Origin of the sequence: Weeksella sp. HMSC059D05 (assembly GCF_001809725.1) — a bacterium.
GTDB lineage: Bacteria > Bacteroidota > Bacteroidia > Flavobacteriales > Weeksellaceae > Weeksella > Weeksella virosa.
Genome location: NZ_KV798524.1, coordinates 220327 through 237813 on the forward strand (window position 1 = coordinate 220327; position 17487 = coordinate 237813).

Annotated in this window: 12 protein-coding genes and 1 tRNA gene; 4 read left to right on the top strand and 9 right to left on the bottom strand. The window is 36.6% G+C overall.

All coding sequences use genetic code 11. The annotated features are described in order from the left end of the window. Positions 1–92 precede the first annotated feature (92 nt). A complete protein-coding gene (locus HMPREF2660_RS03665) occupies positions 93–2255 on the top strand; it encodes a SurA N-terminal domain-containing protein (RefSeq protein ID WP_070485648.1) in 2163 nt (720 codons plus the stop codon). A gap of 535 nt (positions 2256–2790) precedes the next feature. Here HMPREF2660_RS03665 and HMPREF2660_RS03670 read toward each other — a convergent pair. From HMPREF2660_RS03670 to HMPREF2660_RS03695, 6 genes are all read right to left on the bottom strand, one after another. Beyond that, positions 2791–5187 carry a GumC family protein gene (locus tag HMPREF2660_RS03670; protein WP_070485649.1) on the bottom strand — a complete coding sequence of 799 codons (2397 nt, stop codon included), beginning with the start codon at positions 5185–5187 and terminating at the stop codon, positions 2791–2793. Between the two features lie 3 nt (positions 5188–5190). Further along, complete coding sequence (locus HMPREF2660_RS03675) at positions 5191–5958, bottom strand: polysaccharide biosynthesis/export family protein (protein WP_013598181.1); 768 nt, start codon at positions 5956–5958, stop codon at positions 5191–5193. Continuing rightward, positions 5948–7867 carry a polysaccharide biosynthesis protein gene (locus tag HMPREF2660_RS03680; RefSeq protein ID WP_070485650.1) on the bottom strand — a complete coding sequence of 640 codons (1920 nt, stop codon included), beginning with the start codon at positions 7865–7867 and terminating at the stop codon, positions 5948–5950. Before HMPREF2660_RS03680 ends, HMPREF2660_RS03675 begins: the two co-directional genes overlap by 11 nt. 18 nt (positions 7868–7885) lie before the next feature. Continuing rightward, complete coding sequence (locus tag HMPREF2660_RS03685; RefSeq protein WP_013598183.1) at positions 7886–9022, bottom strand: aminotransferase class I/II-fold pyridoxal phosphate-dependent enzyme; 1137 nt, start codon at positions 9020–9022, stop codon at positions 7886–7888. A gap of 180 nt (positions 9023–9202) precedes the next feature. Further along, complete coding sequence (locus tag HMPREF2660_RS03690) at positions 9203–9889, bottom strand: 3'-5' exonuclease (protein WP_013598184.1); 687 nt, start codon at positions 9887–9889, stop codon at positions 9203–9205. Next, complete coding sequence (locus HMPREF2660_RS03695; RefSeq protein WP_013598185.1) at positions 9882–11069, bottom strand: serine hydrolase domain-containing protein; 1188 nt, start codon at positions 11067–11069, stop codon at positions 9882–9884. Before HMPREF2660_RS03695 ends, HMPREF2660_RS03690 begins: the two co-directional genes overlap by 8 nt. A gap of 157 nt (positions 11070–11226) precedes the next feature. Here HMPREF2660_RS03695 and HMPREF2660_RS03700 point away from each other — a divergent pair, with 157 nt between their 5' ends. The 3 genes from HMPREF2660_RS03700 to HMPREF2660_RS03710 all read left to right on the top strand — a co-directional run bounded on the left by HMPREF2660_RS03700 (position 11227) and on the right by HMPREF2660_RS03710 (position 12422). Next, positions 11227–11826, top strand: coding sequence for a superoxide dismutase (locus HMPREF2660_RS03700; protein WP_013598186.1), 600 nt, complete (start codon positions 11227–11229; stop codon positions 11824–11826). Between the two features lie 116 nt (positions 11827–11942). Further along, positions 11943–12302, top strand: coding sequence for a dihydroneopterin aldolase (gene folB, locus HMPREF2660_RS03705; protein WP_013598187.1), 360 nt, complete (start codon positions 11943–11945; stop codon positions 12300–12302). Between the two features lie 46 nt (positions 12303–12348). Beyond that, positions 12349–12422 (top strand) — tRNA-Cys (locus HMPREF2660_RS03710). 241 nt (positions 12423–12663) lie between these two features. Here the strand turns inward: HMPREF2660_RS03710 and HMPREF2660_RS03715 are convergent. From HMPREF2660_RS03715 to HMPREF2660_RS03725, 3 genes are all read right to left on the bottom strand, one after another. Next, positions 12664–13104: a nucleoside deaminase gene (locus HMPREF2660_RS03715; RefSeq protein ID WP_013598188.1), complete on the bottom strand. Its 441-nt coding sequence runs from the start codon at positions 13102–13104 to the stop codon at positions 12664–12666. A 133-nt stretch (positions 13105–13237) separates the two neighbouring features. Further along, a complete protein-coding gene (locus tag HMPREF2660_RS03720) occupies positions 13238–14626 on the bottom strand; it encodes a DUF5689 domain-containing protein (protein WP_013598189.1) in 1389 nt (462 codons plus the stop codon). Positions 14627–14651: 25 nt separating this feature from the next. Then, the gene (locus tag HMPREF2660_RS03725) at positions 14652–17432 is read right to left on the bottom strand and encodes a carboxypeptidase regulatory-like domain-containing protein (protein ID WP_013598190.1); all 2781 of its coding nucleotides are present in this window, start codon (positions 17430–17432) and stop codon (positions 14652–14654) included. Positions 17433–17487 lie beyond the last annotated feature (55 nt).

Sequence of the window (17487 nt, forward strand, 5' to 3'; positions counted from 1 at the left end):
AAATTTTCTTATCATCCGTTAGAGAACTGTTTGATATTCCAATGGTTTGTCGTATTTTCGCAACCTATTAAACAAAACAAATAAGTTGTAAAATGGCAGTTTTAGGAGAAATTCGTAGACGTCCGTGGGTTATAATGATTGTAATTGGTGTGGCATTAGTGGCATTTATTGCGGGTGATTTGTTCAGTGAGAATTCAGCAATTCGTAAAGTTTTTGCCGGAGATCCAAGTGTTGTTGGTACCGTAAACGGCGAAAAAATTGGGATAGGTGAATACCAAAATGCAATAAATCTTACGACCAATATGTTGCAGGCTCAAGGGCAAAACGTAACGCCAAATCAAGCAGCACAACAAACATGGGCTTCGTTAGTGTCGTCTAAGATTGTTCAGCAAATTGCAGACAATATCGGTTTGAAAGTTTCGGACGAAGAGTTTTGGGATTTCGTAGCACAAAACTTCGGAATGGGCTCTGGCGATGAAGCCAAAAACAATATTGCACAATTAGAACAAGCAGCTTCGGCGAATCCAGAAATGATGCAACAGTACCAAGGTTGGTTGAGCACAGCCAATGCCATTCGTTCTCAGTTAATGTTACAAAAATACTCGAGTTATGTAAAAGCAACGACTCTTGTTACATCAAAAGAAGCAGATATTCAGCAAACATACAATGCCGAAATGGCGACAATCGATTATGCTAAAGTTGATTATGGAACCTTAGAAAAAAAGCTAAATGTAAAGGTTTCGGATGAAGACATCAAAGCATATGTAAAGAAACACCCAAAACAATTTGAGGTTCAGCCGATGGTGAAATTGGCTTATACTTTTTTCCCTGCAAAAGCCACAGCAGCAGACGAACAAGCGGTATTAACTGAGATCAATCGATATAAACAATCACAAATAAAACACGATAAAGAGAATAATATTACCGATACCATTGTTAGTTTTGCACAAGCCAACAATGATTCGATTTATGTTAGTCAAAACTCTGATGATCCTTTCATGTCGAATTATTTTACTAAACAACAATTAGCAAGCTTTCAGTTACCAGAAGATGCTCAATCATTCATCAATTCTGCCACCATTGGTCAAGTAGGAGGGCCTTTCAGAATTGGTAACTCATACCAATTATTCAAATTATCAAAAACAAAAGAAATAAAAGATTCGGTAAAATCTTCTCATATATTGGTTGCTTTCGACGGAAGCCCTGCCGCTCAAGGTGTCAAAAGAAGTAAAGAAGAAGCCAAAAAATTAGCAGAAACGTATTTGGCAGAAGCAAAAGCAAACCCTTCACAGTTTGGTGCTTTGGCAGAAAAGTATTCGGATGATAAAGGTTCAGCAACCCAGAAAGGGAGCATTGGATGGGTCGGACAACAAAATGCTTTGACGCCAGTATACAGATCATTTATTTTCAGTAAACCCGTTGGTACAATTGATTTGGTAGAATCTGAATTTGGGTATCATATCATCCGAGTAGATGAAGCAAAGAATAAAACTGGTTATCAATTTGCACATCTGGTAAAGAAAATAGAGCCATCAAAAGAAACTTCGGATAAAGCGTTCAATGATGCACGTGTGTATGTACAATCGGTAGAGAACAAATCGGTAAAAGACTTCACTACTTTGGCCAAAAATAAAGGATATGATACAAAGGAAACCGAAGGTTTAGAACGTTTTGCAACTATGATTGGAGAGAATTTACCAAACGATCAGGATGATGCTATTTTGGCTTGGGCTTTTGGTAAGAAAACAGATAAGGGAGCAACTAACTTATTTACCACGGCCAACGGTGATTATATTGTGGTTCATTTGATAGATAAGTTCGACAAAGGTTTGGCGCCTGCAAGTATTGCTCGACCATTGGTAGAACCAATCCTAAAGAAACAGTTGATAACAAAAGCAGTAAACGAAAAAATTGGTAACGGAGGTATCAATGCGTTTATGAAATCTTTTGGAGCAGTAAAAACAACTACAAATGTTAATTTTGGAAATGGAGTGATAGCAGATGTTGGAATCGAGCCGCGTGTCGTTGGAGCTGCATTTGGTATCAAAGAAAATACTTCTTCGAAAGCTATTCAAGGAAACGAAGGTGTTTATTATATCATCACCAAATCGAAAACTTTACCAAAAGGTCAGAAAGGAGACTCTCTTCTAGAGAATATGAATCGTAGCTTGAAAAATAAAGTTGAGCAAACCTTGATTCAGAGTTTGATAGAAGCTGCCGATATCGTAGACAATCGAGCAAAGTCTATGCGATAAAATCATAAAAAAGAAGAAAATGAACCACGTCAATAGACGTGGTTTTTTTGTAACCATTGCTAAAGAATTTTTTTAGCTCGAAAAGCCTGTCTGGTTTATTGGGTTGGTTTAGTGAACGTAATCAGAGTTTCTTCGCAGAAACAAAAGGTTGACAACCGTAGAAACGTACTACTCTATAAATCCATTACAAGCTTTTCCTGTTGTTTTCTAAATTTCTCTAACTCTATAGTTGAGAGGTATAGAAAACTTTTTCTTACTAGATGTTTATCAATTTCTCTGTCTATTTGTAGCGTTAATGATGTGTTTTATATTATTCACAGAACTATATTCTTTTTTAGAAGAAAACGAATGTAAAATAAAAATCCTTAAAGCAGTTTCGATGAAATCTCTATAATCACAATATAATATGTTTTTATTCATCTAATTTTATTAGCACGTTTATTTTTAGGAGTTGGTGTACTAATTTTTATAGTAAAAGAAGTCGGACTTTTAATAAAAAAATCCTGAAACATATGTTTCAGGATTTTTAAAGTTATTATTTTTTGAATTTAGATTTCAATTGATGGATGATTTTTCTTAGAAAAGATTTCTCTTTGTCGATATAACCATACCCATATCCATAACCGTATCCATACCCATATCCTTTCTGGAAATCGACATCGTTAACCAAAATTGCCATATTGTTCAATTTTTTCGTTTCAGACATCTCTTTGATGAACGGAAGCATACGCTTGTCTAAATAGTTAGAACGTGCCACATAAAAAGTGATATCGGCATTTTTTGCAATAAGTAAAGTGTCGGTTACTAAAGAAACTGGTGCCGTATCGACCAAAATATAGTCGTACACATTTTTTGCATACTCGATGATTTCATTAAAACGGCCATTCATCAGTAATTCAGATGGATTTGGAGCAATAATTCCAGAATAAATCACATCGAATTTATATGGTGCAGGTTGTGTAATGATAATTTCTTCAGGATTTAGAGAGTTGTCGATTAAAAATTCGGTAATTCCTTTTGCATAACGCACCTGATCTGTAATCCCTAAATAGTCTAAAACTTTTGGCGATCGGATATCGGCACCGATCAGTAATACTTTATTGCCAGACATGGTTAAGACTTGTGCCATATTGGTCGCGACGAATGATTTTCCTTCACCGCTTGTGGTCGATGTAACAAATATTACTTGTCCACGATCTATATTTTGCGGTAATAAGAAATTCATATTTGTGCGTATGATACGGAATGCTTCTGCTAAGCTGCTTCGGTCGTTTAGTTGGATGATGTTGGTATCTGATTGAGGAATTTCTCCCAAAATAGGATTGTCCAACTTGCCTTCGAAATCACTTTTGTCTTTGATTTTATTATCCAATAAAAACTTAATGTATAATATTGCAAATGGTAGCAAACTACCCAAAATCAAAGCTCCTAAATAGATGATATTTTTCTTTGGAGAAACCGGAATATTCGTACCGTAAGCATGATCGATAATTTTGATATTATCAGGTGTTGCAGCAGATTTTATTTCGGCTTCTTCTCTTTTTTGTAACAAGAAAAGATACAGAGCTTCTACAATTTGTTGTTGACGAGAAATATCTCTAAACCCTCTTTCTTTGGCAGGTAAACGTTTTATTTGGGTATTGATTTGTCCTTGTTTACTCTGTACAGAACCCAAAGCAGTTTGCATATTTCTCCGATAGATTCCTAAACTTTGTCGGATTGTTTGGCGTAATTCTTTGATGCTTTCGTTTAATGGTTGCAACGAGGGGTTTTCATTGGTCATTGATTTCAAGAGATCTTGTTTCTCCATCATCAATTCGTTGTATTTATTAATTTGCGAAGCTATCGTTGCATCTTGTATCCCTACATTCGATGGGAGTAGTTCATTTTTACCCGAATTTACAGCACTGCTTACATAATCGGCAATTTGTAATTGTGTGGTGTATTCTAAAACTTTTTTATCATTATCGGCAGCATTTTGTAAGAAGATATTGGCTTCCGAACTTACATCAGTAATATTGTTTGATGATTTATAGATTTCTAAATCTTTATCTACTGCCTTTAAGTCGTTGGTAACTAGCGCCAAACGATCGTTAATAAATTTGGTTGTTGCTTTGGTAAGGCGATCAGTATCAGAATTGAGGTCATTGTTATATACATCGATAATAGAATTTACAACCAGCTGGGCTCTAGGTTTTAGGTTGTCGACCATACCAAAATTCACCACCATCGATTTTTTGTCGGTGTTCGGTTCTACTTTTATTCGGCTACGGTAATAATTTACCGTACTCATCATCGGCTGAATGTTGATGCGAATAGTATTCCCGATATTTTCTTCGAATTCTTTATTAGGTAAAAGAATGAAACTCTCGAGCTTACTGTTGATTTTTTGCCCGAATTTATAATTCCCGGTTTTTACAATTGTACTCTCTTCAATAGAGAAGTTATTTTTATCAACAATTTTAATGGTCAATGAACCTCGGAAGTTATCATTATAAGCTAAAGTATCATTGAGGAAAGATATTTTTACAGGTGAATCAACTTCCATGCTTTCTGATTCTTTCACTCGCCCAACATGAAAATATCGCTTGTTGAGGTTATGTTTCTGTACTACTTTATGCATCAATCTTCTCGATTTTAGTACATCGATCTGATCGGCAACTACGGCATTTGTTCCTTCGCCCAAAAGGCTTGATGCATCCCCAAATGCTGCAAGTTCTGAGGAAACATTTTGTTTTTCGCTCAACAATATTTTTGCATCTACTGCGTATTCTTTGGTTGCATAACGCAAATATATAAAGGCTATCAGTAGAGCAACGATAACGGAAAGGAGAAACCATTTCCAATAATAGAAATACTCTTCTACTGCTTTACGCAAGTTGATCGATTCATCGTTAGAATGATTGAACTCTATTGGGTTATTATTCGTCATTTTTTATCGTGATAAAACAGAAATTACGGAGATTATTACACCAGCTATTGAGATAAATACGGTATAATTCAATACCGATGATTGCATTTTTGTTTTGTTAGGTTCAACGTAAACCACATCATTTTGGGCAAGATAGAATACTGGAGAGTTGAGTGCATCTCGAGAACTAATATCAATACGATGAGTTTCTTTTACACCGTTTTGTTCACGGATAACCATTATGTTTTTTCGTACACCTTGTATGGTTAAATCACCGGCCATACTTAGTGCCTCTAGAATAGAAACACGCTCGTTTGGTAGATTGAAGGTTCCTGGTTTTTGTACTTCACCCATTACACTAACCCGAAAATTGGTATACGTAATACTAACACTTGGGTCTTTGATGTATTGAGAAAAACGAGCTCGCATTGTTTCGATAGCTTGTGATCTAGTAAGTCCGCCCAATTTAACTTTTCCTAGAATAGGATAATCTATATAGCCTTCTTCGTCAACCGTGTACGTAACTTTATATGTTCCGTCTGAACCAGAAGAGGTACGTGCTTGGTAAATGCTGTTTTGGTTAAAAGCTTCTGTAGCTCTCACATCGGCAGCGCTTACTGCAATGGCTAAAATATCATTGGGTTGAATTTTAGGAATCTGTGCCTCATAGATTGCATCGAGTACCTGTTGGTCATCTCCCTGAAAATATACAATGTCTTTTCTGCTTGCACATGAAAAAATGAAAAGTGGCAAGCTGATTAATAGAAACAAATAGGATAACTTATTTTTCATATGGCTGTTTATCTAAGGCTTCGTAAGCAGAGTTTTGTGATATATACTCAGGCACTATACTTTTTATTAATTTTACTAACTCTAGGTTGTCTTTTCGTGTAAAATGATTTTGAGCAAAGGTAATTAATTTATTGATTTTGAATTCCATTTCATCACAATCACAATCCCTTACTTTAGCAATCATTATTTTATCGTGATGCGTTTTAATAGTATTTTCTTTATCGGCTAAAAGTTCTTCATATATTTTTTCTCCAGGGCGCAGTCCCGTTATACGGATATCTATATCGTCTGGGTATTTTAGCCCACTCAAATAAATCATTCTTTTGGCAAGATCCATAATTTTTACCGATTTGCCCATATCAAAAACATATATTTCGCCACCGTTTCCCATTACTGCAGCTTCTAAAACGAGCTGACATGCTTCTGGAATCGTCATGAAAAAACGAGTAATATCTTCATGTGTTACGGTAAGAGGACCTCCTTTTTCGATTTGTCTTTTGAATAAAGGTATAACAGAACCATTAGAACCAAGAACATTCCCAAATCGAGTAACGATAAAATTAGTCGCAGATTTTTTGTTGAGGCAACTTACGTAAATTTCGGCGATACGTTTGGTTGCACCCATTACATTGGTCGGGTTCACAGCTTTGTCGGTAGAAATCATTACAAATTTTTTTACTCCATAAAGAACACTTAGATCTGCAACATTTTTGGTGCCTCGTACATTCGTGTTGACCGACTCAAATGGGTATTGCTCCATTAAAGGAACATGTTTGTAGGCAGCCGCATGAAAGACAATATCGGGTCTGAAACGGATAAAAATTTGCTCCATTCTCTTATAGTCTCTTATATTGCCTATAATAAAATGGGTTTCTTCGCTATTCGTCGTCTTGAATCCTTGCTGAATGTCATACAAAGCAGATTCGGCTACATCGATTAATATTAGTTGTTTGAAGGCTTTCTGTGCAATCTGACGCGCCAACTCGCCGCCTATAGAACCTGCAGCACCAGTTACAACAACTACCTTGCCTACAATTTCTTCATCGATTATAGGATTGTCTAGATTAATTGGTTTTCTTCCAAGTAAATCTTCGATCTTTAGCTTTTTAATTTGCTTTGATGTGTATTTCCCGTCTAACCAGTTGCTGGCAGGTGGAATAATTTTTAGTTTGACAGGTAACTTGTCTAGTTTACGAGTGATTTCGAAAATCTGTTCGTTAGTTATGTTTTGGATCGAGAGAATAATTTCATCTATCCGATGTTGCACAATGAAAGATTCGGTAAGCACATCGGGACTTAGAACATTGATACCATGAATAGTCGTTTTTTGTTTTTTTTCGTTATCGTCAACAAAAGCGAATATTAGGCTTTTTCTATAAGTATCGTTTTGTAGAGCATTGAGTGTTATAATCCCAGAATCCCCAGCACCGTAGATAATTGAGCGTACTTTGTTCGGGGTTTCTAGAACGTACCAACGGTAAAATGTTTTGTACATCGCACGGCAATAAACCATCAATAACGTAGAGATAAATGAGTGGAAAAAGATTACAGAAAAAGAAAAACGCGCAAATTGCTTGATCGTTGGGCTATCTACAAAATAGCGTACTATGAAACCTACTGCTAATAAAATTGAACCTGCAACTAAACACGACCATAATACACTTGTAGCATCCTTTAAAGAGGTTTGACGAATGATTCCTCTATATGGTTTGAAGATGAAAAATGCTATCAGGTATACAAGTAAAATCAAAGGAAGCCTATCAATCATTCTCTCAAGATCGAATTGATCTTGGAAACTATTGAATATAAAATTAGTTACCATATAAGACAATGCAACGATTGTCAGGTCTATAAGTAAAACTAAACTCCTAGGAGTTTCTTTTTTTAAACGTTGTTTTATTATCCTCATATTACTATAAAGAGCAGATTACGCAAAAAAATCGAGGATTGCGTTTTTAATTCGTACTAAATCAGCTTCACTTAAATTAGATCCTGATGGTAAACATAATCCTCTTGAGAAAATGTCTTCTGCAATTGTTGTACCATAGTAAGGATACATTTCGAAAACTGGTTGTAGATGCATTGGTTTCCAAATAGGTCTACTTTCTATATTTTCTTTTTCTAATGCTAAGCGTAATTGTTCTGCAGTTTTTCCGTTGGTTTTTTCACTGTCTATAGTGATGGCTGATAACCAGTGGTTTGAAAAATAATCTGATGAGGGTTCATCGAAAACCTTTACCCCTTCGATTGTAGAAAAAATTTCTTTATAGAATTGGTGAATAGCTCTTCTTTTAGCGATATGGTCTTCTAAGACAAGCATTTGTCCACGACCAATTCCTGCACTAATGTTACTCATTCGATAGTTGTAACCAATCTGCGAATGTTGGTAATGCGGAGCTGCATCACGTGCTTGTGTAGACAAGAAAACAGCTTGTTGTTTTTCTTTTTCAGAATGTGCAACTAGTGCTCCTCCTCCCGATGTTGTAATGATTTTATTTCCATTGAAAGATAACGCAGCTAAATGTCCGAATGTCCCACAATGTCTCCCTTTGTAGGTACTGCCTAAAGCTTCGGCAGCATCCTCGAGTATAGGAATTGCATACTGGTCGGCAATTTTTTGTATTTCTTCTATTTTATACGGCATACCATACAAGTGTACTGGTATGATAGCTTTTGGTTTTTTTCCTTTATCCAAGCGGTCTTGGATTGCTCTTTCTAGAGCAATTGGGCACATATTCCAAGTGTCAGGTTCAGAATCTATAAATATAGGGGTTGCTCCTTGGTAGCGGATTGGGTTGGCTGATGCAGAGAAAGTAAGAGACTGGCAAATTACTTCATCGTCTGCTTTTACTCCTAGAATAATCAAACCTAGATGCAATGCAGCTGTTCCTGCAGAAAGTGCAGCAACGTATACATCATCGTTAAGAAATTTTGTCAAATCATCCTCGAATCCGTTTACATTCGGGCCTAGTGGCGCCACCCAGTTTTGGTCAAACGCTTCGTGAATAAAATCCAGTTCCCTTCCTCCCATATGAGGAGAAGATAGCCATATTTTATCTTTCATTTTTATGTTTTTATGAAAAGTTTAGCATGCAAATTTAATTTATTTTTCTATTCTCAAAAATAGATTAAGTCATTTAACCTTTAATTATTATTAAAAGCTTTTAAGGTGGTTATAAATAAGCAGCTATCAAACAAGGTATTTCTCAGAAAGATAGCTAAGAAAAAAAGGTTTCTATTTTTATTACATTTTGTGAATAATAGGAAGATGATTCATCCGAAGAAAAACATTTATCAATGTAATAACATCCTTTTCGCAATAGTTTTTTATACGATCAAGATTTTTTTCTTCATAATATATTTGTGCTACTTGCGATCCGTCTATATCATCTTTGGGTGATTCTATTCCTAAAATATGTGCCAATAAATCTAGAGAAGTGTAGTGTTTATAATCGCCAAATTTCCATAAATCTAGCGTGTCGAGCAGTGTAATTTCCCAAGGTTTTTTTCCTTGTATTTGTAAAAGCTTTGGGATTGGTATTTGATGAATAATCAAACGACGTGCAATATATGGGAAGTCAAATTCTTTACCATTATGTGCACAAAGTAAATGATCGCTTTTAGAGTAATTTTCGTGTAGTAATTGACAGAAATCTTGCAAAATCTTTTCTTCATGATGCCCATAAAAACTCTTTACACGGATCTCTCCCTGATGAACAAGCCCACAAGAAATGCAAATAATTTTACCGAACTCGGCCAAAATACCAGCATGGTGGGCATAAAACTTTTCTGCAGAGAGCTCTTGTCGCTGATGCATTGTTTTTTTATCCCACAAAATTTGGGTACGCTCGTCCAAATCATTCCAATCCTTGGCCTGAGGAACGGTCTCGATATCGATGAAAAGTATTTTTTGAAGGGTAGAACTATTCATTAGGTAAGATTTTTTGATTCATTTTCAATACCTCATCAACAAGATAATAAATATCCAAATCTTTCAATACTCCTCGATTATGTGGGCGAGTATCTTTTTCTTTTCCTAATCGTACAATAACTAAGTTCTCAGAAGGAATCATGATTACGCGTTGGCCCAAGTGCCCCAGCATTGCATAAAACGGAGTGGAGTGTTGTAGATCTGTCCAGATAGAATAGCCATAGATAACGGGCTCGTTTTTGTCAAAGGCTTGTGTATTGGGAGTAATCATTTTTTCTACAAAGTCTGAAGCAAGAATTTGTTTTCCGTTCCATTGTCCTTTATTCAAAAGTAATTGACCTAACTTTGCAAAGTCTTTGGCCGTAGCATTGTAGCAACAAAAAGCTTTTTCCATTCCGTCTTTTCGATCTTTCGACCAATATGCATCTTGCTCCATGCCCATGGGTTTCCAAAAATTATCACTAAAATATTGAGAAAGAGACTTGCCAGTTGCACGCTCCAAAACAATGGCTAGTAATTGAGTGTCACCCGAAAGATACTCGAAATGTCCACCCGGTGCTTTCTTGAATGTATTACTCAGCATTTGCTTTTTTATATCGTCACCATAATAAGATTTTGCCGTCGGATTGAGTGGGAAATAATAATCCTCTTCCCACTCGAAACCAGAAGTCATACGAGATAAGTCGCCTACGGTGCAATATTTCCCGAATTTATCTTTTTCGAATTCGGGTAAGAAATCGATAATTTTTTGATCCAAACTTTTGATAAAGCCTTGTTCTATAGCTTTGCCCAATAACATGGTTGTGATGCTTTTGGCCATCGAAAAAGAGTTGGTAATGCTTTTATCATTGTACGGGTCGTAATACTTTTCGATCAATAATTGATTGTCTTTTATTACAACAAATGAAGCCGTCTTGAACTGTACCAATTCTTTTTGTAGTGTGTCAGTAATTTCGATTTGGTTGTATTGCGGATGTTTGGTCCAAGGTTGCGGATGCCCTGTAAGAACCAAGTTATTATCAAAGTCTTTATAATCGTCTATATTAGCGGTTTTATGTCCTTTGAGATAAGTTAGGCGTGCCCCGCGGATAATATAGTCGTTTCCGGTAGCAAAAAGCAGTAATATAAAGATGCAGCAAACGGCAATACAAATTTTTATTAATTTCCAAATAATCTTCATGATAACGATATTGGATTTTAAGAATGAAGAGTTTAGTTTACCGAAAGATAAGAATATTAATATAAAAATATGTTAAAGTACAAGGTGTATTCTCTATAGTTGATAGAATATTTTGTATCTTTAGTAACAAATTAAAGAACAAATAAAAATAAAAATTATGTCATTTGAATTAAAAAAACTTCCTTATGCATTTGATGCATTAGAACCTTATATCGACGCCAAAACCATGGAGATTCACCATGATAAGCATCATGCTGCCTATACTAATAATCTAAATGCAGCTATTGAAGGGACAGATTTGGCAAACGCTACAATCGAAGAAATTTTGGCAAAAGGAACCGACAAGCCTGCTGTACGTAACAATGGAGGCGGCTTCTACAATCACAATTTATTTTGGGATATTATGACGCCAGGAGGAAGCAAACAGCCCGTAGGGAATGTGGCCAAAGCAATCGATGAAGCATTTGGTTCTTTTGACGCTTTCAAAGATGAATTTTCTAAGGCTGCTGCAACTCGTTTCGGTTCTGGTTGGGCTTGGTTAGTGAAAAAAGATGGTAAGGTGGTTGTAAGCTCAACACCAAATCAAGACAATCCTTTGATGCCGGTTGCAGATGTTCAGGGCTTCCCTATTTTGGGTATTGATGTATGGGAGCATGCATATTATTTGAAATATCAAAACAAAAGACCAGATTATATCGAAGCTTTTTTCAGTGTAATCAATTGGGATAAAGTAGAAGAATTATTTAATAATAATTAATTATTATTTTTTTTCATAGAATTTCATAGAAAGACTTGGCTTATTGCCAAGTCTTTTTTTATTTTTGGCTTACTTGGTTCTAGGAGTGTATTTCATCCTATCGAAAAAGAAAAAGTATGGGGATTATTATTTTAGAAAATATAAAAATCTATGCTAACCACGGATGCTTAGATGAAGAAGCAAGAATTGGCTCTGATTATTTGATTGATCTTGAGGTGGAAGGTGATTTTACCAAAGCAAGTGAGTCTGATGAGTTGGTGGATGCGTTGGATTATGTGCAGCTTAACCAAATCGTAAAAGAGGAGGTAGGACAGCGCTCGAAGTTATTAGAACATGTGGCACATAGAATTTTAGAGCGCATTGGGAACGAGTTGATTGCGGCAAAATGGGCAAAGGTAAAGTTATCCAAACTCAATCCGCCGATTGGTGGACATGTAGAAAAAGTGAGTGTAGTGATGGAAAAAAAGTACGAATAGTTGCCTTTTCTAAATAATTGCTTATATTTGCAATCCGAAATGATATGGTTCCTTGACCGAGAGGCTAGGTAGCGGTCTGCAAAACCGTCCACAGCGGTTCGAATCCGCTAGGAACCTCCAACTAAAAAGTCAATCATCTGCATAGGTGATTGGCTTTTTTATTTCTAGCCTTTACCTACGTAGATACAATATTTTCAGTTCACCCAACTAAAGCTAAAACCCAGTATATAATAATAAAGGAATCGTTGAGTTAAGCAAAAGTTTGGGAAATACAGGTCTACATCCTATTATTAGTCAGTAAAAAAATTAATTATGGAAGTATTTGTAGAGGTTGTGAAAACATGAGTTTTCATTGTTTTTTTTAACGTTTATCCTTAAAAAACTTTTGTATTAGTTCGGTACTTTCTTTGGCCAATACACCTTCTGTAATTTGGGTTTTGGGATGAAGTTTTACAAGTTGCGATCGGAAACCTCTTTTCTCATCTGATGCACCAATAACTATTCTCGAAATCTGACTCCAATACAGAGCTCCCGCACACATTACACAAGGCTCTAGGGTTACATAGAGCGTACAATCTTTCAGGTATTTACCTCCCAAGTAATTCGCTGCTGACGTAATTGCTTGCATTTCTGCATGTGCGGTAACATCGGTTAGGGTTTCGGTGAGATTGTGTGTTTTAGCTATGATTTTATTCTGACTGACAATCAAAGCACCAACCGGAATTTCATCTCGATCAAAAGCTACTTGTGCTTCTTGTAAAGCTTTCCGCATAAAATATTCATCCGAAAAAATATTTTCCATCACATTATTTACTTCGGTCGAATGTACAACTTTCTTTACGAAATGTTATTTTTTTTATGATGATAAAGCTTTATGATCATAAAAAAAACCTCAGAGTTTACTTCCGAGGTTTTTTTGGGATAGAATCTTTGGATTATTCTACTTTGATGTTATCGATAATTATATCGTATTTTGTTTTCGATCCTGCTTTAAGTGCAAATAAATCACCTGTTTTATTGAGCGTTAAACCATTGATGTTTAATGTTATCAAACGCCACTCGTTGTTAGTGTTTACAGCGCCTATATATTGGTTGTTTCTGGCAGGATTTAATGAAATGTCCTGTGAACCAAATTCTCCTGCGTTAAAGAAAATTGTACCATCGGTCGTATACACGTTAAATGAAAGTGATTTGTTGGCAGCTCCTTTTACCCAAAGCGTAATTTTTGTTGTTTTTTCTGGGATGGTAAGCGTACCAGCGTTTACGGTAAATACGTATGGGTTGGTATCTAAGGTTGTGCCGTTTAGATGAAATGCATTAGATCCATCTCTACCTAATCCGATTCCTTGTACTGCTAAATCTTTTCCAAGTCCGAAACGGTTAAGTGAACCGAGAAAAGTAGTCCAGTCTTCAAAGTCTGCTCCCGCAAATAAGAAGTTGGCTGCTTCAGAACTCGATCCTCCTTCGTTTCCTCCACCTCCGGTGTCACCAAAACGTGGTTGATCGAATTTTACGTCATCGGTGTCACGTATGTACAGTTGATAACTGGTACCGTATTTACTTACTATTACGGTAATTTCGCCTGATCCTTCTGGTAATTCGTTACCAGCCCACTTTGCAAATCCACTGTTTCGTAAGTCTACAGTTTTTCCTAAACGGTCTACCAATTTTCTGTTGAGTGTTTTTGGTGGATTATTGGTAACATCACCATAGGTAGCATCTCCTTTAGGATCCAAGAATTGGATATTTTTGATGGTTACTAATGTGTTGATGTGCTCATCTTTCAGGGCGTCTTTCAAGTTTTCGTAAACGGTCGGTACAGGAGTTTCTCCTTGATAGCAGAATTTAGCTACGTTTTTGGTAAGAACTTCTTCGGGCATACGATCTATCATGTAGGTTGTAGAAGGATCATCTACTCCAATTTTTAGAACTCCTCTATCCATTCCAGCAATTAATCCTTTTAGGTTTACTTGTACTTTTGCATATAAAGGATATTTGCTATATAGGTTCAAAGCTTCGGTTTCGATTTGGACTCCGTACGTAGGGTTTGAAACTTTATCTTGGATAGAAAATGTTTTGTAGAAGTTACCAGTTTCATCCGAACTGATCACATACCCGTCTACGATGTAGTCTTGGTTATCTGGGAATTTATATTGCCCATCTCCAACTAAAGCGAAAACATCTGCTAGGGTATGAGTTGCTTTTGTAACTTCTAAACAGTCGATAGGTGGCATTTTATAATCGTCGTCCTGAACGCAAGAATTGAGAGAAAGCGCAGCAACGGCAAATGCTATACTGGGAAAAAATTGTTTGATATTATACATTGTTAATAGTGTTTCGGGTTATTAATTAAAATCTAAAAATTAAATTGACAAAATAAGATCGTCCGATTCCATACCAATATTTTGGCCCGATGTTTTTCTGATAATTCGGGTTGATTGCATTGGTGTAAGAACCTAGACGTAATTGCTCGAATCCTCCAGTAATGTATTCTTTATTATCGAAAACATTGTTTACAGTACCACTGATAAGTGCGTAGTATTTGCCAATACGTTTAGAGAAACCTGCATTTAGGTTGAACATGAATTCGTCTGAAGTCTTGGTTTGATCGAAAATCATTTTCAGGCCTTCCTCGGTAACTGGTCCAGAATACCCTTCGAATACATGACGGGTTCTTCTATACGCTGCCATATCGATATAGTTGTTTCCTAAATAGTTTGCAGATGCTCCTACCCACCAATATTTAGGGTCACGATATTCTACACCTAATGACCCCCCAACTTGTGGACCAGCTGCAACAAAGTGATCTTTGAGGTAAGTATTTCCAAAGTTTTTGTAGGCTTCACCTGTTCCTGTGGTTGGATCCATTAAATCATCAGAAAATAAATAATAGTCAGGATTATTTGTATAGGTGTGTTGACCAGCAGCTACTACTAATGAGGTTTTGATGGTTGGTGTTACCTGTGCTTCGATCGCAAATTCTCCTCCGAGATGTTGTTTGTCTACTCCTGTAAGAACTTCTGCAGCGAAGTAAGTATTAGAACCTGTTGGCCCTTGACGTCCATCGATATAGCCAAAAGATTTTTCTGTTTCGTCTTCTATTTTGGTGTAGAATGCTGTTATACGTCCTTTGATTCTTGGTGCACGATAGATATAGCTAAGATCTCCGGTATAGATTTTTGCATTATCGATTGAAGCAATACTTATATCGTGAAGACGAGCATTTGGGAATACTTCGTCTGCTGTAGGTGCTTCGGTAGAATATTGCCCATTCAACGAAACGAAGTTACGACCGTTTAGTTTGAATAAGAATTGAGTTTTTACACCAAAATTGAAAAAGTCATACGTTTTACTTTTTCCATACGAATTATTCGTGTATAAATAATGTTGATATTTTCCATCACGGAAGAAATCTGTGTACGAAGCATGTGCTCCTAAAGTGAAATCTACCAAATCTCCTTTCAATTTCGTTTGGATAAATAAGTCTGCAAAATTTCTAACCACTTCATAGTTATACTCATAACGACCACCTTCACGAGCTACATAATCAGGGTCGAGCATGTTGTAGCTTCTGCGTTTTGTGTTGTTGGCGTAATCATCATCATTCGATACGTATTGTGCTCCCATTAGATCGTCTACTTCGCGGTACATTTCCGATTCGGTATGCTGATAGGCGAATGCAACTACTAGATCTATTTTATCGGTTAATTGCGACTTGAAGTTGGAGTTAAATGCATATACTTTATCTGCCGTAACATCTTTTGCTAACCAATAAACTGCACGCCCTCTTTCTTTTTCGTTTGAGTTATAATACATTGCGTAGTTTGCTTGGTATAAGCTGTTCCAGTCGATTTGTCCTACCTTACCCGTTTTCCATTTGTCTAGTTGGGCATTGTAGTCGGCTTCATTTGCTCCTGTTTTCCATAAATGGTAACTTGGTGCATTTCTGTAGTATGATGGCGATGGGTTGCTAGCTGCAAACCAATCTAATCGTGTTCCACTGTCTTCACCAAATTGGTAAGAAAGTGTAGTCGTTAATCTCGATTTTGGGTTGATATTCCAGTGATGTGTTAATTGAAATACTGGTTCGAATGTTTTACGAACGCGTTCACTTCGTTTATCTCCATCTTGCCACCCCCAATAGGCATTGTAATGAATTCCTTTGATATCGATAATCTCTTGTGTGTTTGGCGATCCTCCTGCTCGACGATTTGGTGCTCCAAAAGCCGTAAAATTCAAGGTATGATGTTCGTTGAATTTTTTCTCCGCTCCGATGAAAAGTGCATAAGCATCATAAAAAGTACCTTCGATTACTCCTTCTTCTGCCCATCTCTTAGAACCAGAAATCATCCAAGCCCATCCTTTTTCAGACAATCCAGAATTGTAAGTTAACATTACGCGCTGACGGTAAGAACGGTTCGATACTGAATAAGCCAAACCAAATCCTTTGCGCATTGTCGAAGGACGAGTATCGAAATTGGTTACCCCACCAATATCACCAAATGCTGTTTCTGCAGGGTCTATCCCATAAGTTAATTCTTGTGGACGACGAGTTACATCATTCAAACCTCCCCAGTTATTGAAGGTTGCTCGGCCATTGTCTATTTTATTCATCCGAATACCATTAAAATGGATATCGCTGTACTTATTATCATAGCCTCGTGGCTTAAACCAATATGCTCCTAGCTCATAGGCGGTTACACTTGCAAAGATGTCTTTCGATGATTGTAATAGACCTGCACTCGATGCCTGAGAAGATTCCTCTGAAGAAACTTCATCGTCACTCAATGTAATAAGCCCAACTTCGGCAGAAGCAGGATTGTAATTGATAAATAGGTCTCCTAAATCCAAATCCCTTTCTCCACTTACGGTAAATTCTATAAGATAAGGATCATAATTTGGCCCATTTACTCGTAGGGTGTACGAGCCATTCGGGACATTCATAAACTGGAAATATCCTATCCGATCGGTTGTTACCATTTCCTCGTACAAGCCTTCCAGCTTCACGTTCAGGTTGTAAACTTCCTTTTCCGTGCTACCATTTTTCACTACTCCATGTACTTTTGTTTGTCCGAACACGACCATCATAAAAGACAAGAAGAATGAAAGACTTAATAATAATTTATTCATTCAATACTAATTTTATTCTTAATTTTACATGCGACCTTTATGGGGTAACAAATTT